The organism is Collinsella sp. AF04-24 (genome assembly GCF_003465685.1).
GTDB lineage: Bacteria > Actinomycetota > Coriobacteriia > Coriobacteriales > Coriobacteriaceae > Collinsella > Collinsella aerofaciens_AP.
Genome location: NZ_QSBK01000003.1, coordinates 38,462 through 65,072, shown reverse-complemented (window position 1 = coordinate 65,072; position 26,611 = coordinate 38,462). Strand labels below are relative to the sequence as shown.

Annotated in this window: 22 protein-coding genes, 1 other RNA gene, 1 pseudogene and 1 riboswitch; of the genes and pseudogenes, 9 read left to right on the top strand and 15 right to left on the bottom strand. The window is 59.8% G+C overall.

Annotated elements, in window-relative coordinates; genetic code table 11:
• The first annotated feature begins 87 nt into the window (after positions 1–87).
• Positions 88–1,050 (top strand): diacylglycerol kinase family protein, encoded by a 963-nt coding sequence (locus DWV32_RS01855; RefSeq protein ID WP_117757029.1) that lies wholly within the window; start codon positions 88–90, stop codon positions 1,048–1,050.
• Between the two features lie 21 nt (positions 1,051–1,071).
• On the opposite strand, the pseudogene DWV32_RS01850 reads toward DWV32_RS01855, so the two are convergent.
• The 4 genes and pseudogenes from DWV32_RS01850 to DWV32_RS01835 all read right to left on the bottom strand — a co-directional run.
• Positions 1,072–1,380: pseudogene (locus tag DWV32_RS01850) on the bottom strand (peptide chain release factor-like protein); the annotation flags it as partial.
• A gap of 155 nt (positions 1,381–1,535) precedes the next feature.
• Positions 1,536–2,114, bottom strand: a complete 579-nt coding sequence (locus DWV32_RS01845) for a xanthine phosphoribosyltransferase (RefSeq protein WP_022095227.1) — start codon at positions 2,112–2,114, stop codon at positions 1,536–1,538.
• A gap of 157 nt (positions 2,115–2,271) precedes the next feature.
• Positions 2,272–3,576: an MFS transporter gene (locus DWV32_RS01840; RefSeq protein WP_117757028.1), complete on the bottom strand. Its 1,305-nt coding sequence runs from the start codon at positions 3,574–3,576 to the stop codon at positions 2,272–2,274.
• A gap of 141 nt (positions 3,577–3,717) precedes the next feature.
• A complete protein-coding gene (locus tag DWV32_RS01835; RefSeq protein WP_117757027.1) occupies positions 3,718–5,001 on the bottom strand; it encodes an O-acetylhomoserine aminocarboxypropyltransferase/cysteine synthase family protein in 1,284 nt (427 codons plus the stop codon).
• A 248-nt stretch (positions 5,002–5,249) separates the two neighbouring features.
• Between DWV32_RS01835 and DWV32_RS01830 the strand changes: the two genes are divergently transcribed.
• Positions 5,250–5,696 (top strand): C-GCAxxG-C-C family protein, encoded by a 447-nt coding sequence (locus DWV32_RS01830; RefSeq protein WP_117757026.1) that lies wholly within the window; start codon positions 5,250–5,252, stop codon positions 5,694–5,696.
• 67 nt (positions 5,697–5,763) lie between these two features.
• Here the strand turns inward: DWV32_RS01830 and DWV32_RS01825 are convergent, their stop codons facing one another.
• From DWV32_RS01825 to rpsA, 3 genes are all read right to left on the bottom strand, one after another.
• Positions 5,764–6,402, bottom strand: a complete 639-nt coding sequence (locus tag DWV32_RS01825; protein WP_187361803.1) for a YigZ family protein — start codon at positions 6,400–6,402, stop codon at positions 5,764–5,766.
• A gap of 271 nt (positions 6,403–6,673) precedes the next feature.
• An RNA gene (gene rnpB / locus DWV32_RS01820) (RNase P RNA component class A) lies at positions 6,674–7,035 on the bottom strand.
• A 323-nt stretch (positions 7,036–7,358) separates the two neighbouring features.
• Complete coding sequence (gene rpsA / locus DWV32_RS01815; protein WP_117757024.1) at positions 7,359–8,525, bottom strand: 30S ribosomal protein S1; 1,167 nt, start codon at positions 8,523–8,525, stop codon at positions 7,359–7,361.
• 315 nt (positions 8,526–8,840) lie between these two features.
• On the opposite strand from rpsA, the gene DWV32_RS01810 reads away from it, so the two are divergent.
• On the top strand, positions 8,841–9,599 hold the full coding sequence (locus tag DWV32_RS01810) for an HAD family hydrolase (protein ID WP_117757023.1): 759 nt from the start codon (positions 8,841–8,843) through the stop codon (positions 9,597–9,599).
• On the opposite strand, the gene DWV32_RS01805 is transcribed toward DWV32_RS01810, so the two are convergent.
• A complete protein-coding gene (locus DWV32_RS01805; RefSeq protein WP_117757022.1) occupies positions 9,596–10,915 on the bottom strand; it encodes a serine dehydratase subunit alpha family protein in 1,320 nt (439 codons plus the stop codon). The two genes, DWV32_RS01810 and DWV32_RS01805, sit on opposite strands and share 4 nt — an antisense overlap.
• A 272-nt stretch (positions 10,916–11,187) precedes the next feature.
• On the opposite strand from DWV32_RS01805, the gene rpiB reads away from it, so the two are divergent.
• Entirely contained in the window at positions 11,188–11,655 is a 468-nt protein-coding gene (gene rpiB / locus DWV32_RS01800) for a ribose 5-phosphate isomerase B (RefSeq protein ID WP_035138007.1), read from the top strand.
• A 177-nt stretch (positions 11,656–11,832) separates the two neighbouring features.
• Here rpiB and ndk read toward each other — a convergent pair whose 3' ends face one another.
• The 4 genes from ndk to DWV32_RS01785 all read right to left on the bottom strand — a co-directional run bounded on the left by ndk (position 11,833) and on the right by DWV32_RS01785 (position 15,794).
• Entirely contained in the window at positions 11,833–12,237 is a 405-nt protein-coding gene (gene ndk, locus DWV32_RS01795; protein WP_117757021.1) for a nucleoside-diphosphate kinase, read from the bottom strand.
• Positions 12,238–12,614: 377 nt separating this feature from the next.
• Positions 12,615–14,045 (bottom strand): argininosuccinate lyase, encoded by a 1,431-nt coding sequence (argH, locus tag DWV32_RS01790; protein ID WP_117757020.1) that lies wholly within the window; start codon positions 14,043–14,045, stop codon positions 12,615–12,617.
• Positions 14,046–14,163: 118 nt separating this feature from the next.
• The gene (locus DWV32_RS10195) at positions 14,164–14,334 is read right to left on the bottom strand and encodes a hypothetical protein (protein WP_156961417.1); all 171 of its coding nucleotides are present in this window, start codon (positions 14,332–14,334) and stop codon (positions 14,164–14,166) included.
• A gap of 233 nt (positions 14,335–14,567) precedes the next feature.
• Entirely contained in the window at positions 14,568–15,794 is a 1,227-nt protein-coding gene (locus tag DWV32_RS01785; protein WP_117647260.1) for an argininosuccinate synthase, read from the bottom strand.
• Between the two features lie 554 nt (positions 15,795–16,348).
• Here DWV32_RS01785 and DWV32_RS01780 point away from each other — a divergent pair.
• Complete coding sequence (locus DWV32_RS01780) at positions 16,349–17,176, top strand: Cof-type HAD-IIB family hydrolase (RefSeq protein WP_117757019.1); 828 nt, start codon at positions 16,349–16,351, stop codon at positions 17,174–17,176.
• A gap of 339 nt (positions 17,177–17,515) precedes the next feature.
• Here the strand turns inward: DWV32_RS01780 and polA are convergent, their stop codons facing one another.
• Positions 17,516–20,266, bottom strand: a complete 2,751-nt coding sequence (gene polA, locus DWV32_RS01775; RefSeq protein ID WP_117757018.1) for a DNA polymerase I — start codon at positions 20,264–20,266, stop codon at positions 17,516–17,518.
• A gap of 166 nt (positions 20,267–20,432) precedes the next feature.
• Between polA and DWV32_RS01770 the strand changes: the two genes are divergently transcribed.
• Both DWV32_RS01770 and DWV32_RS01765 read left to right on the top strand, forming a co-directional pair.
• On the top strand, positions 20,433–21,830 hold the full coding sequence (locus DWV32_RS01770) for an aminopeptidase (protein ID WP_117757017.1): 1,398 nt from the start codon (positions 20,433–20,435) through the stop codon (positions 21,828–21,830).
• A 102-nt stretch (positions 21,831–21,932) separates the two neighbouring features.
• Positions 21,933–22,742, top strand: coding sequence for a YaaA family protein (locus tag DWV32_RS01765; protein ID WP_117757016.1), 810 nt, complete (start codon positions 21,933–21,935; stop codon positions 22,740–22,742).
• A gap of 40 nt (positions 22,743–22,782) precedes the next feature.
• On the opposite strand, the gene DWV32_RS01760 is transcribed toward DWV32_RS01765, so the two are convergent.
• Positions 22,783–23,304, bottom strand: coding sequence for a hypothetical protein (locus tag DWV32_RS01760; protein WP_147346200.1), 522 nt, complete (start codon positions 23,302–23,304; stop codon positions 22,783–22,785).
• Between the two features lie 63 nt (positions 23,305–23,367).
• Positions 23,368–23,483: riboswitch (TPP riboswitch) on the top strand.
• Between DWV32_RS01760 and thiC the strand changes: the two genes are divergently transcribed.
• Both thiC and thiD read left to right on the top strand, forming a co-directional pair.
• Positions 23,476–24,810, top strand: coding sequence for a phosphomethylpyrimidine synthase ThiC (gene thiC / locus DWV32_RS01755; protein WP_117757014.1), 1,335 nt, complete (start codon positions 23,476–23,478; stop codon positions 24,808–24,810). Its footprint overlaps the riboswitch before it by 8 nt.
• Before the next feature lie 178 nt (positions 24,811–24,988).
• Complete coding sequence (thiD, locus tag DWV32_RS01750) at positions 24,989–25,819, top strand: bifunctional hydroxymethylpyrimidine kinase/phosphomethylpyrimidine kinase (RefSeq protein ID WP_117757013.1); 831 nt, start codon at positions 24,989–24,991, stop codon at positions 25,817–25,819.
• A gap of 145 nt (positions 25,820–25,964) precedes the next feature.
• On the opposite strand, the gene DWV32_RS01745 is transcribed toward thiD, so the two are convergent.
• The gene (locus DWV32_RS01745; RefSeq protein WP_117757012.1) at positions 25,965–26,576 is read right to left on the bottom strand and encodes a pentapeptide repeat-containing protein; all 612 of its coding nucleotides are present in this window, start codon (positions 26,574–26,576) and stop codon (positions 25,965–25,967) included.
• Positions 26,577–26,611 lie beyond the last annotated feature (35 nt).

The following is a 26,611-nucleotide window of genomic DNA, read 5'->3' as shown; positions in this document are numbered from 1 at the left end:
ACGTAAGTAATCGCCGTGCAGCCACAATCGGGGGCAATTCGACCCGAGCGCGACCGCACCGTCATGCCACACGCCGGGAGTCGCCCCATGCACGCAACTGACTTTGGTCGCACGCTCATCATCGCCAATCCTGTCGCCCAGTCGGGCGCCGCGCGCGAGGTTGCCGAGCGCCTGCAACGCTTTTTGGACATGACGGCGCGCACGTCCCAGTTTGACCTAGTGCTGACCGAGTGCATGGGACACGCCAAGGAGCTTGCCGCACAGGCTCAGGGCTATCGCACCGTTATCGCCCTTGGCGGCGACGGCGTGATCCACGAGGTCGTCAATGGGCTCATGGCGCAGGAAAAGGCCATCCGTCCCGCCCTTGCCGTCCTGCCCGTGGGCTCCGGCAACGATTTTGCCCAGACGCTCGGAATCGACGATTTCTCCGGTAAGGATTTTGGCGCGCTGCTCACCTGCGAGCTGCAGCACCAGGATATCGGGCGTATTCGCTCATGGAACCCCGCAAGCGGAAGCGGCGAGGCGATCGTCGAGTATTACGACCAGACGCTCTCCGTCGGTATTGACGCCGCCATCGGCCTGGGCACCACCGAGCTGCGAAAAAAGACGGGTCTCACCGGCACGTCGCTCTACACCCTCTCGGGACTTGAGCAGTTTGGCCTACGCTATCGCAACTACCCCATGACGGTCAGCTTTGACGGCGCGCCCGCCGAGCGCGTGCGGGCGATTATCATGGCGATTCAGCTGGGCCCCACCTATGGCTCGGGCTATCGCATCTGCCCTGATGCCGACCCCTGCGACGGCATACTCGACGTCTGCTACGCCTGCGGCCCCGTCCCCCGCGCGGTTGCCCTGCCCATGTTTCTTTCGGCCAAGGACGGCCACCACACCAAGCTGCCGCCGGTTCGTATGCGCCGTTGCTGCCATGCCGAGCTCACCTTCGAGCAGCCCGATTATCCCATCCAAGCCGATGGCGAGCCCGTTGACGCCTCGCGCATCGAGGTCGACGTCCTCGGCAGCGCCCTCCAAGTTTGGCACCCTACCCGCTAGCAAGGCCAGTGGAACAAACGACTACTCGTCGCTGCCCGGCTTGCGTCGGTTGGCCTTTTTAATGGCATTGAAGTGCTTGTCATTGAGTCTGCGCTGACGAGAGCGCTGGGGCACCTTGGTCTTTACACGTCGACGCGGTGGACGTCCGCGTCGCTCGAGCTCGGCGCGCAGCTTGCGCAGGCAGCTCGCGCGATTTTGGAACTGGCTGCGGCTCTCGCGCGCCGTCACGGTAATCCCTGTGGGCACGTGCTTCATGCGCACCGCCGAGTCCGTCGTGTTCACGCCTTGTCCACCCGGACCCGTCGCGCGAAACACCTGTACCTCGCAATCGCGCGCCAACTCTTCGGCCGCCATCGCGGCATAGCGCGCATACTCGCACCATCCCATCTTGTTCTCATCCATATCAATACCTCCCCTCATACAAAAAATGTGACAAAGGGACAGTCCCTTTGTCACATCGCATACCAATCGCTTGTGTTGCGCGCTTAGGCGAAGGTGATCTCGCCGGTCTCGCAGTCCATATCGGCGATACGGGCCAGGCTCTCAACACGGAAGCCACGCTCGCGGAGCTTATCGCCGCCGCCCTGGAAGCCCTTCTCCACGGCAATGCCAATACCGGACACCTCAGCACCCGCAGCCTCGCAGATCTTGATAAGACCCTCGAGCGCGCAGCCGTTGGCCAAGAAGTCGTCGATGATCAGGACCTTGTCGCCCTCGGACAGGAAACGCTTGCCAACGATGACCGGGTACTCCTTCTGCTTGGTAAAGGAGTAGATGGTCGTGGCATACTGCTCGCCGTCGAGGTTGATGGACTGCGCCTTCTTGGCAAAGACCACCGGCACGCCGCCAAAGTGCTGGGCTGCAATGCAAGCCATGCCAATGCCCGAAGCCTCGATCGTCAGGATCTTGTTGATCTCGACGCCCTCGAACAGACGGGCCCACTCGGCGCCCATGTGGTCGAACAGCTCAACGTCGCATTGGTGGTTGAGGAAGGCATCAACCTTAAGGACGTTACCGGCCTTTACGATGCCGTCATGGCGAATACGATCCTCAAGCTCCTGCATGGCGCAACCCCTTCTCGCGGCAACGATACCGCGCGATTAATAAACGTTGTTCAATAGTCTACCACGGACCGACCCCCGCCCGCCCCACAAGCCGCATCGCACCACAAACCAGTCTTTTTGGGACGGCGCGAATCGTGGCAGACAGCCTCCCAACACGCTAATGGCGGGCGCGCATCTTCACCAAACGCACCATGGCAAGCGCAAAGCCCACAGCGGCCACAGCCATAAGCACGTAGAACACCGAGCGAAAGCCGAATAGGAATACATCCGGACGGCCTGCAACAAAACTGGTCACGGCCTCGCCCATCGCCACGCTCATCTGCCCATAGAGGATATGCGAACCTGCCGTAATACCCAGCGCCATGCCCGCATAGCGCGCCAAGCTGCCCAAGCTACCTGCAAAGCCGAGTGCCTTGCGCGGAGCCGAGCCCATATACAGCGAGTTATTGGGGCTCTGGAAAATCGACGTGCCGCACGACATAAACGCGACGCAGCACACGATCACAGGGATGGAAGAGTACTCGTCGAGCGTGCTTACCGCAAAAAGACCGCATACGTACACGCCTAGGCCGACCGCCGTGGGACCCTCGCAGCCAACACGGTCCGAAACCGTACCCGAAAGCGGGCCGATAAAGGCATTCACCATCGGCAGCGCCAAAAAGAGCAATCCGGAAATGTCGGAACCAAATCCGTGGGCGTCCTGAAAATAGAACGGCAGGATAAACTCTGATGCGCCAATACCAACGAACACGATGAGCATGCAGGCGAGGTTGATGGTGAAGGCCGAATTTGCAAAGCAGCGACGAGCAGCCTCGATCAGGGACATGGGGCGCTCGCCGGCCTCCGGCTTAACATGCGGCAGCGTGGAGAACCCCACGATAAACGAGATGACGCCAATGGGCAGGTTGATGAGGAAGATGCTCTCCCAGGGAAAGCTTGCCACCAGCACGCCGCCGAGTACGGGGCCACACATCATGCCGAGGGCCACGAAGGTCGCGAGAATACCCATGGCACGGCCTCGTTCGCGCGCCGGAAACGACTCGGTGATGATACCCATGTTGTTGGCCATGGCCGCTGCGCAGCCGACGCCCTGCACAATGCGTGCCAGAATAAGAACTTCGAGCGAACTCGAAAGGCCGCAAAGCAGCGAGCCAGCCGTAAAAACGATTACGCCCAGCTGGAATACGCCCACCTTGCCGCGCACGTCGCCCAAGCGGCCAAACGGCAGCATAGCCACGCATGTCGCAAGCAGGTACACCGAGCTCACCAGCTGGATGCGGTCGAGGCCCACGCCCAGCTCCTTTTGCATCACGGGCAACGCCACGGTCACGACGGTCGAATCCAGACACGACATAAACGTCATGATGAGCACGGTAAACAGAATCGCCCATTTGTTCTTGCCATGGGTGTCGCCCTCAAGGGCAATGTGCTCGCGGCGCAGCTGCTCTGCGGTTTTCTCCATATCCATCCTTTCGAGTGGCGCAACGCAAAAACGGGGCCCCAATCGCCTACAAACAGTCGCGATTGGGGTCCCGCCTACGGAATCGGAACGAAAGATCGCCGAAGCTTTCTGCCAGCATCGGCGCCTTATGCGAACGCTAGCCTAGCACTGCTCGAGTGCCTGCTCAAGGTCGGCAATCAGATCGGCCGTATCCTCGAGGCCGCACGACAGGCGCACCATATCGGCGGAGATGCCGCAGGCGATGAGCTCCTCATCGTTCATCTGGCGGTGTGTGGCATTAGCGGGATGCAGGCAGCAGGTGCGGGCGTCAGCCACATGCGTGGCGATCTGGGCAAGTTTAAGGCTCTTCATAAAGGTCTCGGCCGCCGCGCGACCACCGTTAAAGCCAAAGCTCACAACGCCGCAGGTACCGTTGGGCATGTACTTCTGAGCCAGGTCATAGTACTTATCGCCCTCCAGGCCTGGATAGCTCACGAAGCGCACCTTGGGATGGCTCTGCAGGAACTTGGCAACGGCCAGGCCGTTCTCGCAATGACGCGGCATGCGCACATGCAGGCTCTCGAGCGAGCTGTTCAAGAAGAACGCCGCCTGCGGGTTCTGCATGGGGCCAAGGTCGCGCATGAGCTGAGCGGTTGCCTTGGTAATGAAGGCACCCTCGCGACCGAACTTCTCGGCATACGTCACGCCGTGGTAGCTCTCGTCGGGCGTGGTGAGACCCGGGAACTTGTCTGCATGGGCCATCCAGTCAAACTGGCCGTGGTCAACGATCACGCCGCCCAGGTAGGCAGCATGTCCATCCATGTACTTGGTGGTGGAGTGCGTAACGATGTCGGCGCCCCACTCAAAGGGACGGCACATCACGGGCGTCGGGAAGGTGTTGTCGACCATCAGCGGCACGCCGTGGTCATGTGCGGCCTTGGCAAAGCGCTCAATATCGAGCACGGCAAGGGCGGGGTTTGCGATCGTCTCGCCAAAGACGAGCTTGGTGTTGGGCCGGAAGGCTGCCTCAAGCTCCTCGTCGGTGCAGTCGGGGGCGACGAACGTACAGGTCACGCCCATGCGGCCCATGGTGTGGGCGAGCAGGTTATACGTACCGCCGTAAATGGCAGAGCTCGCGACCACATGATCGCCGGCACCGACCACGTTAAAGATCGCGAGGAAATTCGCAGCCATGCCCGAGCTCGTGAGCATCGCAGCGGTGCCGCCCTCCATCTCGCAGATCTTGGCGGCAACGAGATCGCACGTGGGGTTCTGCAAACGGCTGTAGAAGTAGCCCGACTCCTCTAGGTCAAACAGCTTGCCCATGTGCTCGGACGTGTCGTACTTCCACGTGGTGGACTGGTAGATGGGCACCTGGCGCGGCTCGGCATCTCCCGGGTGATAGCCGCCCTGAACACATGTAGTTCCGATGGTCTGCTCGCTCATATCTAGCTCCCTTGCCTGGGTTACGTTTTATTCGGTTCACGATACCGCTACCCTGCACCCCTCTCAACCCATCCAAAAGGTAGGTTATGGGACAAATTAATCTGGGACAAATTAATCAGGTTTATTTGTCCCAAATCTTAAGAAAGTGTTCGATGGCGAAAAACAATGAGATATGCACTGCGGTCTCGATAAGCGAATGCGCCGGCAAGGGTACCATAGGCGGGTACACCATGAACAAGGAGACAACGATGAAGCAAATCGATACGGCCCAGCTCGACATCACCGCCTGTCAGGCTCAGGCTGCCGAATACCACGACCGTGGCTTTAACTGCGCCCAGGCTGTCGCTTGCACGCTCGCGCCCGCTGTGGGGCTCGACCCCCAGATCGCCTTTACCCTCACCGAGGGCTTTGGCGCCGGCATGGGCGGCATGACCGAGACCTGCGGCGCCATCTCGGGCGCCGTGGCCATCATGGGCTTTGTGATGAGCGACGGTATGGAGAACCCCAAGACCAAGGGCCAGACCTACAAGCTGTCGCGCGAGATTGCCAAGCGCTTTGGCGAGAAGAACACCACGACCGTCTGCGGCACGCTCAAAGGCGTCGGATCGGACCAGGGTCCGCTCCGCAGCTGCCCCGGCTGCATCGACGACGCCGTCGACATCGCCTGCGATGTGCTAAAGCAGCTCGCCGAGTAAACGGCGACAACATAAAACGACGGCCGGCGCGCTTGGGATTCATCCAAAAGCACGCCGGCCGTCGTCGTTAGAACTCGGCAAATTCGGGAGCGCCGACCTCAATCTCCTCACGCCCCGCCATAAGCTCGCGCATCTTAACGCAAAACGGCTCCTGCTCCCCCGCCTTAAACACCAAATGAATCGTCACGGCATCCGCGTAATCGGTATCCGAAACCTTGGCATCCGAATCCTGGGCCAAACGAAGCACTTGCTCATACTGTGGATAGGCCACACGCACATCAACCGGCACGACGCTCGTCATCTCAACGATCTGCCCGGCTTCCTGAGCCGCAGCCACCGCCGTCTGCGTCGCCGCGGTATAGGCGCGTACCAAGCCACCAGGTCCCAACAACGTACCACCAAAATAGCGCGTCACTACGCAGCAAACATTTTTGAGCCCCGCTCCGCGCAGCACCTCGAGCGTCGGCATGCCGCTCGTACGGCTCGGCTCACCATCATCGCTCTGGCGCTCACGCCCATCGACCAAAATCCACGCGGGAACATTGTGTCGAGCGTCGTAATGACGCTTGCGAACCATCTCGATAAAGGCATTCGCCTCGTCCTCGGACTCAATATGGACCAGCTGGGCAATAAACCGGCTCTTGCGGTCCACAAACTCGCCCGAAGCCTCAATATTCGATTGCAGAGTAAAATAGCTGTCCAACAAAGCCCCTCAACAAAATAAAGCGCAGCAACAAACAGCCTCAATAATACGGCAAAGACCGTACCGATAACCCCGGTAAATAGAACGGCAACGCCGATGACCAGGCAAAAACAACGAGATGCCAAGAACGGAACCGCCGATGATTCCGCCAACGAAAGCGAGAACCCGTCAGCGCGAGCAAGGTGCCTTGAAAGACGAGGGCATTGACCTTATGGTCATGCCCGAAGGCTTGAAAGGCAGATTGCCGCGCTGACGGGTTCGCAGCGTCAACAAAGTGCCGAGCGGGCCGATAAGCCGGGTTCTGTCGTGAACGGTCATTTATCTTGTCTGCACGTTACCGTGCAGCTCCACGCACGCTACCCGAACGCGGACCGGGCCGGCCCATAGCGTTCCTATTCGCGCTTGCTCCGGATGGGGCTTGCCAAGCCGCCATGTTGCCACGACGCTGGTGGTCTCTTACACCACCGTTTCAGCTTTTCCCTTTACGCCTTGCGGCGCAGGTGGGAGTCTTCTTTTCTGCGGCGCTTTCCGTCGGATCACTCCGCCCGGCCGTTAGCCGGCATCCCGCCCTCTGGAGCCCGGACTTTCCTCACGCGTACTGCAAGCAGCACATCGCGCGACCGTCTGGCCCACTCAGCAGTGCAAGAGTGTAACACACCGTTACCGCAGGCAATGGCACAACGCAAACGCTCGACACGATAAACCAAGAACCGCCATGCGTTACAATGATCCTGTCGATGGGCAACGTCGTCAGTCGAGACGCGACCGCGCTCCGCACCCCTCCGTCTACTCGGTGTGTTCCCGCCTCCTCCCCGAGGCGGGATGTCGGCTTTTTTCATGCACCGACAATCCAATAGCCTGTGGACAGCCCGGCAGCATTGCGCATCTCGGTGCCAAATGCAAAAAGGGACCCGTCCATTACGGACGGATCCCTTAAAACAAGTGATCGTCAAACCGATTTACTCGGCGTCGATCTCCTCGTCCTTCTTCTCGGAAGGCAGCGGGGTAACCTCGATCTCGACGCCCAGAGTCTCAGCAGCAGACTTCATGGACAGGGAGATACGACGACGGTCGAGGTCGATCTCCATGACCTTGACCTGAACCTTGTCGCCAACGTGGGTGACCTGAGAAGGCTGGTCCACGTGCTTGTTGGCCATCTCGGAGATGTGCACCAGGCCCTCGATGCCCTCGCCCAGGTCGACGAAAGCGCCGAACGGGACAAGCTTGGTCACAGTGCCCTCGACGATAGCGCCGACGGGGTACTTCTTGACCAGTGCGCGCCACGGATCCTCGGTGGTCTGCTTGAGACCCAGGGAGATGCGCTCGCGGTTGAGGTCGACGTCGAGAACCTCAACCTCGACCTCCTGGCCGACCTTGACAACCTCGGAAGGATGGTTGACGTGGTTCCAGGAGAGCTCGGAGATGTGGATGAGGCCGTCGATACCGCCGAGGTCGACGAAGGCGCCGAAGTCGACGATGGAGGAAACGGTGCCCTGGAGACGCATGCCAGACTTGAGCTTGGACAGGATCTCGGAGCGCTCGGCCTTACGGGACTCCTCGAGCACGACGCGACGGGAGAGGACAACGTTGTTGCGGTTGCGGTCCATCTCGATGACGCGGGCCTCGATGCGGGTGCCCATGTAGGAGGTGAGGTCCTTGACGCGACGGAGGTCGACGAGGGAAGCGGGCAGGAAGCCACGCAGGCCGATGTCGAGGATCAGGCCGCCCTTGACAACCTCGATAACCTCGCCCTCGACGTTCTCGCCGGAGTTGAACTTCTCCTCGATGCGGTTCCAAGCACGCTCGTACTCGGCACGCTTCTTGGACAGGACCAGACGACCGTCCTTGTCCTCCTTCTGGAGAACCAGAGCCTCGATGGGATCACCGAGTGCAACGATGTCTGCAGGGTTAGCGTCCTTGCGGATGGACAGCTCGCGGACCGGGATAACGCCCTCGGACTTGAATCCGATGTCAACGAGCACCTCGTCATGCTCGATCTTAACGACAGTGCCGTTAACGAGATCGCCCTCATCAAAGTCGGTAATCGTACCGTCGATGAGGTTGTTCATCTCCTCCTCGTTGACATCGTCAAGAGAGAAAATGGACGAGTTCTGAATCTCACTCAAAGGTGGACCCCTTTCGAACTACGGGGCCCCGATTGCTAGGACCTACAGAAGGGTGCGACAAGCACACAACGTTTAGGAACACTCGGGAGCCGACAGATACTAATGTGACGCTTATGCAATCACGTTCGTATAGGTTACGGGGAAATGAGTTCGATTTCAAGCGTGAACTGCGATTTTTTACTCGTGTGAAGACTTTTTCGTAATCTTATGAACACACGTCTCCGCAACTTGACGATAACCAGCTAGGCATTCGGCTTTGGGGTAAAGTATCCGGAGCCAACGATTCTAGATCGATTTTTCGAGAAAGGTGCCCGCGTGCTCAAAGCAGTCGTTTTCGATATGGACGAAACGCTTCTTAGCATCAACCTCAACGCGTTCATCCTTCGCTATTTTAAGGATGTCTCTTCGATGCTCGCGGATATCGGGCGCCGCAGCCGCGGTGGCACGATGGCACGCCTCGGCACCATCCTGGTCGACCTCAACGCCAATCGCCGCAGCAGCACGGACAATCGCACCAATCTTGAGTTTTACCAAGAAGAGGTCGAGCGCCGATGCGGCATTTGCCTCTCGGACCCACTTATCTACGAGGCGTTTACCTACTACGACCGCGAAGTTCTTCCGTACAAGAATGACGAACTCATCAACGCCCATGCCATGCCGGGCGCACACGCCGCGCTTCAGGCCGTACAGGACGCAGGGCTGCGCTGCGCGCTCTTTACCAACCCCAGCTTTCCGCAGGGGGCCATCGAGTGCCGCATGGGTTGGGGCGACCTGGCCGACGCCCCCTTTGAGCTCGTCACGCACATGGGAAACGCCACCCGCTGCAAGCCTGATGCCACCTACTATCTAGAGCAGCTTCAGGTGATGGGGCTCGAACCGCACGAGGTCCTTATGGTGGGCAACGATCCCAAACGCGACTTCCCTAACCCCGCCTGCGGCATTCAGACTGCCTATGTAGGCCAGGGCAAGCCCAACCGAGTCACCTGGCGCGGAACCATGGAAGGCTTCGCCCGCGACTTTAACGCCGTAGTAGAAGCCTTCTACGAACACCAAGTAGCCGACGAACTGTCCTAGCACACTTGGGTTTTGCCGATCATGATGTTGAGGATCTCGACGTCGGTGTCCTTCATACCCACACGGCCCACGTAGCCCATGCTGGCGATGGTCTCCTCGACGGTATCCTGAATCAGGCCCTCACCGGCGCGGAAACCGCGACCCTGCATGGCCATATCGTGACCCAGAATCGCCGCATCAACGGCAGCGGAAATCTTGGCGGCGCAGCTCGCCTTGGCGCCATCGCACACGATGCCGCCCACATTGCCGAGCGTATTGGAGACCGTCGCACCGATTTGCTCGCGCGTGCCACCGCACAGCCAGGTAATCGCAGCGCCGGCGCCGCACGAGGCGCAAATAGCACCGCAAAACGCCGAGAGCGCACCGATATAGCTCTTGATATGCACGGCAATGAGATCGGACAGCATCACGGCGCGCACCAGGCGGTCGTGGTCGCAGCGCAGGTACTCGGCATACTCCATAACGGGCAGTGCGCAGGTAATGCCCTGGTTGCCCGAGCCACACACAATGGCGACCGGCAGCGCGCAGCCGTTCATGCGGGCGTCGGACCCGGCGGCGGCACGGGCACGGGCACGGCAGGCAACGTCATCGGCGCGAGCACCCAGCAGCGTACGGCCAACCTCGGCACCCCAAGCGTGCGCCAGACCCTCGGCGCTGATCGCGCCGTTCAGCTCGATCTGACGCTCAACGGCAGCGCGAGCGCCCTCAATGTCGCCGTCCTCGATAAAGTCGACAATGGACTCAATCGACATGGGCGTGTCGGCATTATCTGCTGCCCGCTCGGCCACCACGCGCTCGGCGCAGGCGGCACACTCCCCCGCCGACTTGCCGCACACCGGAATACCGTCGAGCGTATGGCACGTGACATTGGTGTGGTGGTCGGTAATCTCGACGACCGCGGTATGGCCCCCGGCCGTGGCAGTCACCTTGATGTAGAGGTTGGGCACACCCTCGACAAGCGATACACCGCAGTAACCGGCATCGGCGAGGAGCTCGGCCACGCGAGCACGATCTTCGTCGTTAACGGTCTCGAGCACCTCGAGCGCGCTCTTGGCGTCGCCGCCCACGGCACCCAGCACGGCCGCGGCTTCAATACCGTGCATGCCGCCCGAGTTGGGCACGGTCACGCTCTTAACGTTCTTGATGATGTTGCCCGAGCAGGCAACGTCCATATGATCGGGTTCGCAACCGAGCGTCTGGCTCGCCAGCGCCGCTGCATAGGCAACGGCAATAGGCTCGGTGCAGCCGAGCGCACAGACAAGCTCGCGGTTCAAAACATCGCAAAACGCGGCATCACGAAGGGAATCGGTAGGCATAGGTATCTCCTGCTTACATAACGAACTGGGCTCTCGATAATAGTTAGCTCTTTTATTTGATAACAATGCATCAAAAACCGCAACCATAGTTCCGGCAGACGGCGCACGAGCGCAAACTGACGGCATTCATTCATGAGAAGCCGGTCTTGTTGCCTGCTAAAGCGTTTGACCAAAAAACGCTCGAGCGTTTACGCAAAAGTCGCGCTATCATGCAGACGAACGCGGTAAACACCTTTAGCAAATCCACCGCACAGACCAGAGAGGAACCATCCATGAAGATCGGTATCGGTAACGACCACGCCGCCGTCGAGCTCAAGAACATCATTTCCGAGCACCTGAAGGAGCGCGGCTGCGAGGTCGTGAACTTTGGCACCGACACCTCCGAGAGCTTCGACTACCCCATCGCCGGTTACAAAGTGGGCAAGGCCGTTGCCAACGGCGACGTTGACCTGGGTATCCTGATCTGCGGCACCGGCGTCGGGATCAGCCTGGCTGCCAACAAGGTCGAGGGCGTACGCGCCGTCGTGTGCTCCGAGCCCTTCAGCGCCAAGCTCTCGCGCATGCACAACAACACCAACGTGCTCGCCTTTGGCGCCCGCGTCGTTGGCTCCGAGCTCGCCAAGATGATCGTCGACGAGTGGCTCGACGCCGAGTTTGAGGGCGGCCGTCACGAGCGTCGCGTTAACCTCCTCAACGAGATCGACCACACGCGCGGCCTTAAGATCGTCGACGAGGCCTAAAGATTCACAAAGCCATACGCTAACGCCAGCCCCCGCCCGGAAGAAACATCCGGACGGGGGCTCTTTAGTAGATTTATGGGGGTTTACCAAAAGTCTACTGGAATAAAAAGGGCGCCGCGGATGAAGTTCCGCGGCGCCCAAGCCACACGCTAACAGCTTTAAGGAGTCAAAGCTGGTTTAGCCAAAAAAGCGCTTGATCTCGATCTCGGCGTTCTCCAGGCAGTCGGAGCCGTGAATCACATTGGCGTTGACATCGACAGCAAAGTCGCCGCGAATGGTGCCGGGGGCAGCATCAAGCGGGTTGGTGGCGCCCATAAGGGTGCGCATCTTGGAGACAGCGGAGAGACCGGAAACGACCATCTTGACGACCGGACCGCTCGTCATAAAGTCGCAGAGACTGCCAAAGAAGGGCTTGTCGGCCAGATGGGCGTAGTGCTCCTCGACGGTAGCGCGCTCGAGCGTGGTCATCTCCATGCGCTCGATAACAAGGCCGCTGCGCTCAATGCGAGCAACGATCTCGCCGATCTTGCGATCGCGCACGGCGTCGGGCTTAATCATGATGAAGGTCTTCTCGATAGCCATAAGGTAGCCTTTCAAGTAGGTTCGCGCGTGCCCAAGTCCCATTCCGGCACCCGCCTGGACTGCATCGTAACAGAGTTCTAGCTGCAGTTAAACAAAAAGCCGTTTATTGAAGCGTTATTATTTATTAAAGCGCTCCATATGTGTCACTTCTGTTTCGAAGCCCGACTAGAGTACCATCCGCCCCACTTTCAACTGCAACGAACAGAACGGACGGTCGATTGTCACCCGTGAACGCGCCCCCTTCACAACCTGCGCAAATGTCCTACAGAAGTTCTCGACAAGCTCCTTCCTTCTCTATAACAAAACGGGTGCCCACCGTAGCGGGCACCCGTAAAGGCAAGATATGATGAACACACCAGACAGACGCATCCAATAAGCTAATTAGCTCCGTGGCCCATCTCGACGACCTTGGATAACGAGCCAAACACACCCTCATCGGCCGCGAGCTGCGCCTCGGCGCTTCCCAACTGCACGGCAACGGCAGCAGGGGCGGTACCGCCCTCGGTCGTACGCGCGGCGACAATCGACGGAATATCGAGCGCCTCGGTAATATCGTGCTCAAAGAGCGGGCTTGCCTCCTGGAACACCTCAAACGGCAGGTCCTCAAGATTGCAGCCGCGCTTCTCGCACATCAGGACCAGATGGCCCACCACGGCATGTGCCTCGCGGAACGGCAGACCGCGCTTGGCCAGGTAATCGGCAACATCGGTGGCGGCAAGGTGCCCCACGCCGCACTCGCGCGCCATGGCATCCTCGTTGACGGTCCAAGTCGAAATCATACCGGCCATAACGGACAGGCACTGCATGAGCGTATGGGCAGTGTCGAGCGCGCCCCCCTTGTCCTCCTGCAAGTCCTTGTTATAAGCAAGCGGCAGGCCCTTCATGGTCACGAGCAGCTGCACCAGGTTGCCGTACACGCGACCGCTCTTACCGCGGATAAGCTCGGCAAAGTCGGGATTCTTCTTCTGCGGCATGATAGACGAGCCGGTGGAGTAGGAGTCTGAAAGCGTGATAAAGCCAAATTCGGAGCTCGACCACAGCACGATCTCCTCGGAAAGACGCGACAGGTGCATCGCCATGACGGATCCGGCGTAATGCAGATCGAGCAGGAAATCACGGTCGGAAACCGCATCGAGCGAGTTGGGAATCACGCCCGCAAAGCCAAGTTCGGCAGCCGTCATCTGGCGATCGAGCGGATAGCTCGTACCGGCAAGCGCGGCAGCACCCAGCGGGCAGTTGTCGGCGGCATCAAAGGCGGCCTTCAGACGTGTAAAGTCGCGCGCGAACATCCAGGAATACGCCAGCAGATGATGTGACAGCAGCACGGGCTGAGCATGCTGCATGTGCGTGTAACCCGGCAGAATCACCTTGTCGTACTTCTTGGCCGCATCCACCAGCACGTGGCGCAACTGCAGGTTGGCCTCCATGAGCTCCTTGGCCAACGCCTTGACGCCCAGGCGCGAATCGGTCGCCACCTGGTCGTTGCGCGAACGTCCGGTATGCAAGCGCTTGCCGGCCTCGCCGATGCGACGCGTCAGCTCGCTCTCGATGGACATATGGATGTCCTCGTCGTTGATATCGAAGGTGAAGTTGCCGGCATCGATATCCTGTTCGATTCCGGTCAGGCCCTCGGCAATCGCCTGCTCATCCTCGGCACTGATGATGCCCTGGGCCGCCAGCATCTTGGCATGCGCCTTAGAACCGGCGATATCCTGCTTATAGAGATGTTTGTCGACCGGCAGCGACGCGCCAAACTCCTGCGTGACCTCGGCCACGCCCGCCTCAAAACGACCGCCCCAAAGAGCCATGGAACCGTCCCCTTTCTCCAAATACCAAAACAAGCGCCCAAAGCAATGCGCCATATCGCTAAAGCGATTTTTCAACCGCTAGTTTTACACATTCCCCGCCGTGCGCGGGACCATGTAGCTAATTTGCAAAGAAGTGACGCGCCATGCACTTGGCGCCCAACGTCTCCCTCCGAATGTTGCCCTGCGAACCATCGATCCAGGCCTTCAGGCTCATAGGAACGTCCTCGACCTTTGCGGCATCGAACTCGGGCGCGAGGGCAAGTAAAGCATGCGCGAAAGCATTGAACATAATGGATACTCCTCATATATATAGGCGCAGAGCTGCCAAATTGATAGAAGGAGCCCCGCCAGACAACCCCGGCGGGGCTCGGACTCAGCCGCAGACGCGGCATCATATATGCGGGCGGAACGTAGGGGCCACCGATGTTAAGAAGTGTCAGCAAGCATAACGAAAGGTAGGGACCCCATGCGCCCGTTATGTATCACGCGGATGGGCCGCGCGGATACCAAGGAAAGGAAGACTTAAGCCTGGGCGGCAGCAGAGCTGGGACCCTGGACCTTAGCCCACGTCTTGAGCGACAGCGTATCGATCTCGATAAAACCGGCGCTGGCCTTCTCGTCAAACGTGGTGTCGCGGTCATAGGTGGCCAGGCCGTAGTCGTAGAGGCTGAAGGGGCTCTTGCGGCCGACGACATGGCAATTGCCCTTAAAGAACTTCAGACGGACGGTGCCGGTCACGAACTTCTGGGTATCGGCCATAAAGGCGTCGAGCGCGTTCTTGAGCGGGCTGTACCACTGGCCGTTGTACACGGCGGTGGCCCAATCCTGCTCGAGCTTAATCTTGGTCTTGAGCAGGTCGCCCTCGACGCAAATGTCCTCGAGTGCCTTGTGGGCGGTGATGAGCGTCAGGGCTCCGGGAACCTCATAGCACTCGCGGCTCTTGAGGCCCACCAGACGATCCTCAACCAGGTCGAGACGGCCAAAGCCGTTGTCGCCCGAAATCTTGTTGAGGGCGATGACGATCTCGGAGAGTTTCATCATCTTGCCGTCGACGGCGACGGGCTTGCCGGCCTCAAACTCAATCTCGATATACGTCGGGGTATCGGGCGTGTCCTCGGGATTCTTGGTCATAACCCAGGCGTCGTCGAGTGGCTCATTCCAGGGATCCTCCAGGTGGCCGCACTCAATGGCACGACCCCACAGGTTGTCGTCGATGGAATAGGGGTTGTCGTTGGCACCCTCGGGAACCGGCACGTTGTGGGCGTGAGCATAGGCGACCTCATCGGGACGGCACTTCAGATCCCACTCGCGAACCGGGGCGATAACCTTAAGCTCGGGGTCGAGGGCCTTGACGGCAGCCTCAAAACGAACCTGGTCGTTACCCTTGCCGGTGCAGCCGTGGGCGACGTAGGTCGCGCCAAACTCGTGAGCGACCTCGACGAGCTTCTTGGCGAGCAGCGGGCGAGACAGGGCGGAGAGCAGCGGGTACTTGTTCTCGTACATGGAGTTTGCGGCGATGGCCTTAGTCAGGAACTCATCGGAGAACTCGTCGCGCAGGTCGAGCACCTGGCAATCGAGAACGCCCAGGTCGAGCGCCTTCTGCTTCTTGGCATCCAGGCCGGTCTCCTCCTGGCCCACGTTGCCGCAGACGCAAACGACATCGAGATTCTTCTCGTCCTGGAGCCACTTGACACATACGGATGTATCAAGACCACCGGAATATGCGAGAACGACTTTTTCCTTGCTCATGGCTGTTTCCTTTCGCCCTTGGTAGCTAATTAGAACATCGGTCAGTTGCAAGTCACTTTGAGGTCAAAAACCGTGCAATATCAGGTTAAATAGCAAAAATCAGCACATACATGCCCTAGAAACATGCAGCAATGTCGTGCTAAAACCCAACGACCTCAAAATGACTCTGTTGAGGCAATTCGCCCCATGCGGACAGAGACGATTGTTATCGTCGTCGGGAAATTGCGCGCTGGCGTCGGATGGCATTGTCTGCAGTGGTGATGATCTTTACGAACTGCATCTGCCTCTCCTTTCACCTACCGCCGGGCGCAATTCTAATATCGTAAACGGTACCTTTTCCTCGGTAAGCGGTTGTTTTTCCGTCTCCGTTTTCGATGGTCGCTATATTACGCTAAAGTGCCTGCTGTACAAGCGACAAATTCAAATTTCTGAAAAGTTTTTTCATTAGTTTGTGAATTGCAGTGCAAGTACGCACCATTCCTGCGAAAATACGCTCGATTACATAGCAGAGGGTCATTACGCCCGAAACAATCTGGAAACGGAAAGGCGCATTTATGCAGACTTATGAATCAGACGCCAACATCGGCAACATTAAACTCATCGCCGTCGACATGGACAAGACGCTGCTCACCGACGAGCGCGTGTTGCCGCAGGGTCTTGATGAGCGTCTGGACAAGCTCGCCGACGCCGGCATCGTATTCTGCCCCGCCAGTGGACGTCCCGCTCCCAAGCTCGAGGAGATGTTCGAGGGCATCAAGAACCGCCTTGCTTTTTGTCCCGACAACGGAGCCTGCGTCATCTATCGCGGCAGCTATATCTATAAGAGCAACATCGATGTGGCGCTGTATCAGCAGGTGCTCGCTCGTGCCTCGGAGGACCCACGCGCCGTTCCCGTCCTGTGCTGCTACGACGAGTTCTATGTGCTCGCCCGCGACCATCAATACCACGACGAGATCAGCGTGTACTACAACACGATCAACTACGTCGACACCTTTGAGGGCATTGATATCGAGTCCAATAAGATCTCGATCTTTTTCCCTGCCTACGATGCCGAGCCCGCGTTCCGCGAGACCTATAACCCCGCGTTCTCGGACAAACTCTACGTCACCAATGCGGGCCGCGAGTGGATCGACTTTATGAATCTGGGCGTCGACAAGGGGTCGGGCGTAGCACATCTCTGCGAGCGCCTGGGCATCGATATCGCCGACGCCGCTGCCGTGGGCGATACGTACAACGACATCCCCATGCTGGAGCGCGTCGGGCATAGCTTTATCGTGGACAATGCCGAGGAGCACATGAACGCGCATGCCAAATGGCGCATTCCGAGCAACAACGACGGGGGCGTACTGACGCTCATCGACGCCATCCTGGCGGCTCGTTAAACTCACCGCCATGCCCGGGGCCGGCCGTTTGATTTTTGTTCGGTCAGGTCCTGGGCTCGCTCGGAAAGCACATTAAGTGCTTTCCGGCTCGTGCGGAATCTACGAAAAACTAATCCGCGCCGCCCGGCCAGGTCCTAGGTTTACTTTCCTGCCGCCAAGATGGCGTCTTGAGTGTCTAGATACTTAGCTGAAATGATTTGAGCAGAGGGGAGCCCCTTGTTGGAAGGGGCTCCCCTCTGTTTTGGTTACTGTGGGACAAATTAATCAGTAGTGTTTGTCCCAAATCTTAAGTATGTGGGGGCTTGCGTCTTGGGCGAGCTTGCCTTACCGAGTGCTTTCCTATTTGGCGTCGGCCCAGGTTACTCCGGTTGAGGCTTCGGCGATTAGGGGTACTCGGAGGTCTACGACGTGTTCCATGACGTCGTAGACCATGGTGGTTAGGCGCTCGACTTCATCGACGGGGCACTCAAAGTCCAGTTCGTCGTGTACCTGCAAGATCATGTGGGCGGCAAAACCCTCTTCTTCCAGGCGGCGGCTTACGCGGGCCATGGCGATCTTGATGATGTCGGCGGCGGTGCCCTGCATGGGGTGGTTCATGGCCGTGCGCTCACCAAAGCCGCGGAGCTGTGGGTTTTTGGCCTTGAGCTCGGGAATATGGCGTCTGCGGCCGTACATGGTCTCGGCGTAACCCGTCTGCTTGGCACGCGCCACCACGTTGTCGAGGAACGTGCGCACGCCCGGGTATGCCTCGTAGTAGCGGTCAATCATGTCGCGCGCCTCGGCCATCGAGATATGCAGCGACTGCGACAGACCGTAAGCCTGCTGACCATACACGATGCCGAAGTTCACGGCCTTGGCGCGGCTGCGCAGGTCGGGCGTCACCTCGGACACCGGCACGCCAAACACGCGCGCGGCCGTCTCGGCATGGAAGTCCTCGCCCTCGTTAAAGGCGCGCACCAGATGCTCATCACCCGAGAGATGCGCCAGCAGACGCAGCTCGATCTGCGAGTAGTCCACCGCCAAAAAGACGCTTCCCTCGCCTGCCGAAAACGCCGTCTTGACGGTACGGCCCAGCTCCGAGCGCGTCGGGATGTTCTGAAGGTTCGGGTCACTCGAGGACAGACGACCCGTCGCCGTGATGGTCTGGTTGTACGTGGTGTGCACGCGACCGTCACCACGACGCAACGGGCCCAGCGTGTCCAGATAGGTGGACTTGATCTTGGACTTCTCACGCCAGTCCAAGATCAGACGCACGATTTCGTGGTCACGGGCAAGGTCGCTCAGCACCTTGGCGTTGGTCGAATAATAGCCACGCTTGGTCTTTTTGAGGCCCTTGGTCGGAAGGCCCATCACGTCAAAGAGCACGTGCGAGAGCTGCATGGGACTGCCGATGTTAAAGGTCTCGTCGCCGGCCAGATCGCGAATGCTCCGCTCGACCTCAGTGATCTGGGTAGCAAGTCCCTCGGACAGACTATGCAGGCGGTCGGGGTCCACGAGCATGCCCGCGCGCTCCATCTTGGCAAGCACCGGCACGAGCGGCATCTCGATGCCATCGAACACGTTGGCGGCGTTCTCGCGGGCCATGCGGTCGCGCAGCGGCACCACGAGCGCCAGCGTCAGGGCCGCAGTGCGGGCAGCAGGGGCAGGAGCGTCCTCGCCAGCACCCTCCGCGCCGCGCGCCGCAGGCAGCGTCATCTGCAGATAGGTATCGGCCAGATACGCCTCATCAAACTCAGAGCGGTCGGAATCCAACAGATAGGCGGCGACCACAGTATCGAAGATGCGCGTGGAATCGACGGCCAGCGGATCCATGAGCTCGGGCTCAGAGGAATCGATGGGCGAAAGCTCGTGCAGCAGCGCCTTCATGTCCGGGCTCGCCACGCGGCCCTCCATAAACAGGCGCGCGAGCACGCCGGCGATCACGCCGTGGGCAACGTTGAAGCCATCGACCACGGCAGACGCACCGCCGTCGCCCTCCTCGAGCGCAAGCAACCCCTTGGACGTCGCCAGCCACAGCGTGCGCGTCAGGCCAAAAAGTGCGCCTTCCTCCTTGTCATCGTCCACCACAGCGGCAATCCACTCGCCCGCATCAATCGCGCGAGCGACCTCGGCGGCGGCAGCAGCAAGCGCCTCGGCATCGCCGGCGGCGGCACGCAAAACAGCAGGCATCTCGAACGTGCTGGCAGCGGCCGCAGCCCCACCCTCACCGCCGATCAGCGCCAAGAAACGGTTCTGCATGGCGGTGATACCAAGCGTACCCAGCGCCGCGGAAACCTCATCGGCAGAAAACGCCGGGAAAGACGTCGCCTCAAAGTCGAGCTCAACAGGCGCATCGGTGCGAATGGTCGCCACCTTGCGGCTCAGCAGTGCGTCGTCGATGTGCGCGCGCAGGTTTTCGCCCATCTTGCCCTTAACCTCATCGGCATGTGCGATAACCTCGTCCAGGCTACCGTACTGCGCAATGAGCGCGCTCGCCTTTTTGGGGCCGATGCCCGGTACGCCGGGAATGTTGTCCGACGTATCGCCCTTCAGACCATAAAAATCGGGCACGAGCGCCGGCGTGATGCCGTGATACAGATCGTCCACGCTCTCGGGCGTCATGATCGCCACGTCGGACAGGCCCTTACGAGTCGAGACCACGTTGACGTGCTCAGTCACGAGCTGATACATATCGCGATCACCGGTCACCAGCAGCATGTCGCAGCCGGCCTCCTCACCCAAGCGCGCCATGGTTCCCAGGATATCGTCGCCTTCCCAGCCCTCGGACTGCAGAATCGGCACATTGAGCGCGGAAAGCAGCTCCTTGATCATCGGAAACTGCGCGTGCAGATCGGGGTCCATGGGTGGGCGCTGCGCCTTGTACTGCGGCAGCATCTCCATACGCACGCGCGGCTTGCCCTTGTCAAACGCCACAACGACTCCATCGGGGTTAAAGGCGTCGATCATCTTGAGAAACATATTCAAAAAGCCAAAGATCGCGTTGGTGGGGCGACCGTCCGGCGCGTTCATGGTGGGCGGCACGGCGTGGAAGGCGCGGTGCATGAGCGAGTTGCCGTCGATAACGGCAAAGGTACGGCGCTTGTCAGACATATTGAATACCTCGCTTTGGGCTGGGCACGGTTTGCTCACACCAGTTTACACGCTCCCCGCCCCACGGCCACCGCACATCAGGCTTCCCTGCCGCCGCGGGCCCGCGCGTGATACGATGGCTCACGGTACATCAACCAGCACGATCGATCCGAAAGGAGCCTGCGTCATGGAGCGTCCCTGCGCATGGAAAAAGTACACGCCACAGCAGATCGAGGAGCTCGAGGAGCTTTGCCGCGGCTACAAGCAGTTTTTGAGTGAGAACAAGACCGAGCGCCTGTGCGTCAAGACCGGTATCAAGATGGCCGAGGAGGCGGGCTACGTCAATCTGGAGACCGTGATCTCCGAGGGCCGCGCGCTCAAGGCCGGCGACAAGGTGTACGCCGCCAATCACGGCAAGGACCTTATGCTCGTCAACCTGGGCACCGCCCCGCTCGAGCAGGGCTTTAACATCCTGGGCGCTCACGTGGACTCGCCGCGCCTGGACCTCAAGCAGAACCCCGCCTTCGAGGCCGGCGACATGGCCTACCTCGACACGCACTACTATGGCGGCGTCAAGAGCTACCACTGGGTCGCTTCCCCGCTCGCACTCGTAGGCGTCATCTGCAAAAAGGACGGCACCACCGTCGACATCAACATCGGTGACAAGGCTGACGACCCGGTCTTTACCATCTCCGACTTGCTGATCCACCTCTCGAGCGAGCAGATGGCCAAGCCCGCCAAGGACGCCGTCGACGCCGAGATCCTCGACGTGATTGTGGGCGGCCGCCCCGTCAAGTTTGACGAGGACGACAAGGACGCTCCCAAGGAGCCCGTCAAGCAGATGTTCCTGGATATCCTCAAGGAGCAGTACGACGTCGAGGAGGAGGACTTCCTCTCCGCCGAGATCGAGGTCGTGCCCGCCGGCCCGGCCCGCGACATGGGCCTCGACCGCTCCATGATTCTGGGCTATGGCCACGACGACCGTGTCTGCGCCTATCCGTCCATGCTCGCCCAGATCGACGTCGCCAACGTGGAGCGCACGAGCATCACACTCATCGTCGACAAGGAGGAGATCGGTTCCGTGGGTGCCACCGGCATGACGAGCCGCTTCTTCGAGAACACCGTCGCCGAGATCATGGCGCTCGCCGGCGAGAATAGCCCGCTGGTCCTGCGCCGCGCACTCGCCCACAGCCGCATGCTCTCCTCTGACGTGTCCGCCGGCTTCGACCCGGGCTACGCCGGCAAGTTCGAAACCAAGAACGCAGCCTTTATGGGTCGCGGCCTGTGCTTTAACAAGTACACGGGCAGCCGCGGCAAGGGCGGCTCAAACGACGCCGACGCCGAGTATGTGGCCCTCATCCGCGACATCATGGACGAGGCGGGCGTTGACTTCCAGACCTGCGAGCTCGGCCGCGTCAACGCAGGTGGCGGCGGCACCATCGCCTACATCATGGCCAAGTACGGCATGAACGTCATCGACTCCGGTGTTGCCGTCCTGTCCATGCACGCCCTGTGGGAGGTCGCTAACAAGGCCGATATCTACGAGGCCTATCGCGGCTACAAGGCCTTCATCGAGCGCGCCTAACCGACCCTTCATCAGTTGCGGTGAAATACGGACTAAACTGGCCCATAAACGGCAAAACAGACCGTATTCCTCCGCAACTTTCTTTTTGGCAGAGGAGAGTCCATGCTGCAGGTCATCATTTCGCCCGCCAAGCAGATGCGCGCGGCCCAAGATGCTTTTGAAGTCCTGGGCATTCCACCTTTTGCGCACGAGACGGCTCGCCTCCACCGCGCACTGCTAGATATCGAGCGAAATGAAGGCAGCGGCGGTCTGCAGGCGCTATGGAACGTGAGTGACAAACTGCTGGGGCCTTGCCTCAACACCCTGCATGAGTTCGGGCCCATCCTGACAAACTGCGATCTCGACAATCCCGCACTCGCCCGACACCTCTCCCCTGCCGTCATGTCCTATCACGGCATTCAATACCAGAGCATGGCGCCCGAGGTGATGGATTCCGCGCAGCTCGCATGGTTGCAAGACCATTTGTGGATCCTCTCGGGACTCTACGGATGCATGCGCCCCTTCCACGGCGTGTCACCCTATCGGCTCGAAATGGGGGCGAAGCTTGCCGTCGACGATGCCCGAGACCTCTACGCGTTTTGGGGCGACAAACTCGCACGGGCCATCGCTCCGGCGGACTCCAACGCTGCAATCGTCAACCTTGCCAGCGTGGAATACGCCAAAGCCGTCCTGCCCCGCCTCACCACCGATGTCACGGTCGTCACATGCCTCTTTGGCGAAGGCATCCGCAGCGGTAAGCCCATCCAGCGCTCGACCGCCAGCAAAAAGGCGCGAGGCTCCATGGTGCGCTGGATGGCAGAAAACAAGCTCGAGGATGTAAGCGGGCTCACCGCGTTCGACGTTGGTTATCGTCACTTTCCCGAGCTTTCAAATAAAAACACTTTGGTCTTCCTGAACGAACAGGCCTTGTAGGACCACCGCTACTTTTGAATGTGCCGCCTAGGCACGGCGGCTATTGCGCCAAGCCGTCGGCTCTGGCAATTTCATTTGTCGAGCCGTCCTGATAGGTAATCTTGACATGTTCTACCTCGGACACCTTGACGCCCGACGGAGGCTCCAGGCGCCATTCCGTCAGGGCGATATCCATGGTCGTGGGAACGTCTCCTTGATTTTTGAGCTTCACCGTCAGCGTTTTGAGCGCCGCATCAAACGTCACGCGTTCGATTTCTTCACCTGGAATGGACCCACCACTCAGCTGCAACTGCACAAACTCATCGCGCGGGTACCAATAATCGCCCGGAACGGCGAGCGTATTGGCATTACCGCCAGTACTCCTCACCGTCATGATCGGTAGGGCATCATCAGCCTCGAACTCCCAGCCAGCGCCGCCGCGACCGCCAAACGTCCAAATACAAAAGGCAATCACCAACACGGCAAGCACCGCAAAACCAATCGCAACAAGGCCATGATGGGCACGGCCCTCCTCGGCCGACACATCCCATTGTGTCTCTCGATATAGATGCTTGTCTTCCATGTTCGCCTCCCCGCAGGCACGCTCGTTAGGCCAATCGTACCCATTCGAGCTATACTTGAGCCCATTACATAAACGGGGAGCTTGCGGGACAAGACGGCAGGCTGAGATTGGGTGCGCCCGCCCTGACCCGCAAACCTGATATGGGTAATGCCAACGAAGGGAGCCGTGCCAATGAGCACACAGACCGAGCCCAAGCTCGTCACGCAAATCGACTTCGCCCGCGCCGGGCAGATCACACCGCAGATGAAGGAGGTTGCCGAACGCGAGCATCGCGACCCCGACTACATCCGCGAGCGCGTGGCCGACGGCCGCATCGCCATTCCCGCCAACATCGTGCATATCAAAAAGGGCATGCGCGCCTTTGGCGTCGGTGAGGGCCTGTCCACCAAGGTCAATGTGAACTTGGGCATCTCGGGCGACAAAGCCGATGCCGCCGAGGAATGGAAGAAGGTCAAGATTGCCGAGGACTTTGGCGCCGACGCCATCATGGACCTCTCCAACTCGGGCAAGACACGCCAGTTCCGCCAGCAGCTCATCGACGAGACGCCGCTCATGGTAGGCACCGTCCCCATGTACGACGCCATCGGTTACATGGAAAAGCCGCTGGTCAAACTCACCAAGGAAGACCTGTTCGAAGTCGTGCGCGCGCACGCCGAGGACGGCGTGGACTTTATGACCATCCACTGCGGCATCAACAAGTCGGTCACCAAGACCTTTAAGGAGACCGGCCGCCTGATGAACATCGTGAGCCGCGGCGGCTCGCTGCTGTTTGGCTGGATGGAGGTCACCGGCAACGAAAACCCCTTCTACGAGTACTTTGACGAGCTGCTCGAGATTTGCCACGAGTACGACGTGACGATTTCGCTCGGCGACTCCTGCCGTCCGGGCTGCCTCTACGACTCCAACGATGCCACCGAGACTGCCGAGATGATCGAGCTGGGCAAGCTGTGCAAGCGTGCTTGGGCCGCCGGCGTCCAGGTCATGGTCGAGGGCCCGGGTCACATGGCGCTCGACGAGATCGCCGCCAACATGAAGCTACAGAAGCGCCTGTGCCACAACGCCCCGTTCTATGTGCTCGGGCCGCTGGTGACCGATATCGGCGTGGGCTACGACCACATCACCGCCGCCATCGGTGGCGCCATCTCCGCCAGCTCCGGCGCCGACTTCCTGTGCTACGTGACGCCGGCCGAGCACCTGTGCCTGCCCAACGCCCAGGACGTGCTCGATGGCCTCATGGCCACCAAGATCGCCGCACATGCCGCCGATATCGCCAAGAAGGTGCCGCACGCCCGCGACATGGACGACAAGATGGGCCAGGCACGCCGCAAGCTCGACTGGGATGCCATGTGGGAGTGTGCTCTCGACCCGGTCACCGGTAAGAAGCGCTACGAGGAGTCCCCCGCCGCCACCGAGGGCACCTGCACCATGTGTGGCAAGATGTGCGCCGTCCGCACCGTTAACAAGGTGTTCGAAGGCACGACGATCGACCTCGGCATGGAGGACTAACTCGTCACCGGAGCCACAATCGGTAACATGGTGTTCGTCAATTGTTGACGTGTGAACATTTGCTTACATTTGCGTAAAGATTGCATCGCCCGCCCGGGTTCGACATAGAGTCGGCCCGGGCATCTTTATAATGCTGGCTTAAAGACCCATTTGATTCCGACCGAACAAGGGAGCAAACATGGATCGCAGTAAGGTACCTGCCGTTCTATCCATCGCAGGATCCGATTCCAGCGGTGGCGCCGGCATTCAGGCCGACATCAAGACCATCACGGCGCACCGCCTGTATGCCGAGACGGCCATCACCGCCATCACCGCACAAAACACGCTCGGTGTCACCGCCGTGCAGAATATCTCCCCTGATATCGTCGCTGCGCAGATCGACGCCGTATTTGACGATATCCGCCCAAGCGCCGTCAAGATCGGCATGGTTTCCTCTGCCGAGATTATCGAGGTTATCGCCGACCGCCTGAGCGCCTGGAACGCGACAAACGTGGTAGTCGACCCCGTCATGGTAGCCACCTCGGGCGCACGGCTGATTGCCGAAGATGCCGCCGAGGCGCTCACCCGCCGCCTGTTCCCGCTGGCGACGGTTATCACGCCCAATATTCCCGAGGCCATGGCCCTGCTCGACTACGAGGTCGACTCCGAGCGCACGCAGCAAAATGCTGCCATGCTCCTCGCCCGCCGCTTTGGCTGCGCATCCCTCGTTAAGGGTGGGCATCTTGTCAACGAGGCCAACGATGTATTGGCCGAACCCGCGCCACTCGATGACGAGGGCAACCATCTGGGCGATCCGCTCACCACGTGGTTCCGCCACAAGCGCATCGAGACCGACAACACACACGGCACCGGCTGCACGCTTTCGTCCGCCATCGCCTGCGCGCTGGCTCAGGGCATGGATCTTGCCGACGCCGTCAACGCCGGCAAGGCCTACCTAACGGGCGCTCTCGCCGCCGGCTTTGACATGGGCAAAGGCTCTGGCCCCGTCAACCACATGTGGCAGTACTAAATAGCCAGTAACCTGCCAAAAAGAGACAGGCTACCTTGCACCAAAAACCGTCGCAACATTCGATGAAAATCGTGCAAACGCGAAAAATCATCGGATGTTGCGACGGTTTGATTTTAGATAGCGGTCGAGCAAAGGGCCGGGGCGTCTAGTCGTCGGCGAGTTGAATTCCCAACAAACCCGAGAGTGCCAGCGCCTGCTCGGCATTGACCGTCAGGCCACGCAGCTCATGGTAATCGCCCGAAACAACGGGCGCTGCAAATGTACAGCGCGACACATCAACGCCGGAAAGCGACGTCTTGAACACATCAACACGCGTCAGGTCACAGCCATCCAGGCGTATCTGACCCAGCTTGGCACCCTGAAACGCAGCCTCTCTCAGACGTGTATCGCATGCTGTCATAGGGCCAATGCGTCCCTCCGAAAGGTTCGCATAGCTCAAATCGCACGATCCAAACGACACGCTCGACAGGCGCGCCTTGAGCAAGTTGAGTCCCGGTGCCGAGCAGTCAACGAAGTCGCAGCGGCTGAGCCAGCAGCCTTCCATGTTGCAGCGGATAAAGCGGCAACCGCGAAACACCACGTCGCGAAACGTCGAGCCGCTCCAGTCAACGCTATCGAACTCGCAAGATCGGAACACAACGCCATCGAAGGTCGCGCCGTTCGCCACGTCGTAGGCAAGATCCAAATCCTCAAAAGCGGTATTGGAGACGAGCTCATCGCCCTCGGCAAAGAGGTCGATGAGCTCGTCCATGCCCATATGGCAGCCAATCCGTTCGTTTACCCGGGCAAAAC

What these genes read in the sequence shown, in the direction of transcription:
- DWV32_RS01840 (WP_117757028.1), bottom strand. Translation starts at nt 3,576, where the DNA reads ATGGAGAAAACCGCAGAGCAGCTGCGCCGCGAGCACATTGCCCTTGAG.
- DWV32_RS01780 (WP_117757019.1), top strand. Translation starts at nt 16,349, where the DNA reads ATGCAGACTTATGAATCAGACGCCAACATCGGCAACATTAAACTCATC.
- ndk (WP_117757021.1), bottom strand. Translation starts at nt 12,237, where the DNA reads ATGGCTATCGAGAAGACCTTCATCATGATTAAGCCCGACGCCGTGCGC.
- DWV32_RS01805 (WP_117757022.1), bottom strand. Translation starts at nt 10,915, where the DNA reads ATGCCTACCGATTCCCTTCGTGATGCCGCGTTTTGCGATGTTTTGAAC.
- DWV32_RS01845 (WP_022095227.1), bottom strand. Translation starts at nt 2,114, where the DNA reads ATGCAGGAGCTTGAGGATCGTATTCGCCATGACGGCATCGTAAAGGCC.
- DWV32_RS01745 (WP_117757012.1), bottom strand. Translation starts at nt 26,576, where the DNA reads ATGGGCATGGACGAGCTCATCGACCTCTTTGCCGAGGGCGATGAGCTC.
- DWV32_RS01835 (WP_117757027.1), bottom strand. Translation starts at nt 5,001, where the DNA reads ATGAGCGAGCAGACCATCGGAACTACATGTGTTCAGGGCGGCTATCAC.
- DWV32_RS01785 (WP_117647260.1), bottom strand. Translation starts at nt 15,794, where the DNA reads ATGAGCAAGGAAAAAGTCGTTCTCGCATATTCCGGTGGTCTTGATACA.
- polA (WP_117757018.1), bottom strand. Translation starts at nt 20,266, where the DNA reads ATGTCTGACAAGCGCCGTACCTTTGCCGTTATCGACGGCAACTCGCTC.
- DWV32_RS01830 (WP_117757026.1), top strand. Translation starts at nt 5,250, where the DNA reads ATGAAGCAAATCGATACGGCCCAGCTCGACATCACCGCCTGTCAGGCT.
- thiD (WP_117757013.1), top strand. Translation starts at nt 24,989, where the DNA reads ATGGATCGCAGTAAGGTACCTGCCGTTCTATCCATCGCAGGATCCGAT.
- DWV32_RS01770 (WP_117757017.1), top strand. Translation starts at nt 20,433, where the DNA reads ATGGAGCGTCCCTGCGCATGGAAAAAGTACACGCCACAGCAGATCGAG.
- DWV32_RS10195 (WP_156961417.1), bottom strand. Translation starts at nt 14,334, where the DNA reads ATGTTCAATGCTTTCGCGCATGCTTTACTTGCCCTCGCGCCCGAGTTC.
- DWV32_RS01765 (WP_117757016.1), top strand. Translation starts at nt 21,933, where the DNA reads ATGCTGCAGGTCATCATTTCGCCCGCCAAGCAGATGCGCGCGGCCCAA.
- DWV32_RS01760 (WP_147346200.1), bottom strand. Translation starts at nt 23,304, where the DNA reads ATGGAAGACAAGCATCTATATCGAGAGACACAATGGGATGTGTCGGCC.
- thiC (WP_117757014.1), top strand. Translation starts at nt 23,476, where the DNA reads ATGAGCACACAGACCGAGCCCAAGCTCGTCACGCAAATCGACTTCGCC.
- argH (WP_117757020.1), bottom strand. Translation starts at nt 14,045, where the DNA reads ATGGCTCTTTGGGGCGGTCGTTTTGAGGCGGGCGTGGCCGAGGTCACG.
- DWV32_RS01855 (WP_117757029.1), top strand. Translation starts at nt 88, where the DNA reads ATGCACGCAACTGACTTTGGTCGCACGCTCATCATCGCCAATCCTGTC.
- rpiB (WP_035138007.1), top strand. Translation starts at nt 11,188, where the DNA reads ATGAAGATCGGTATCGGTAACGACCACGCCGCCGTCGAGCTCAAGAAC.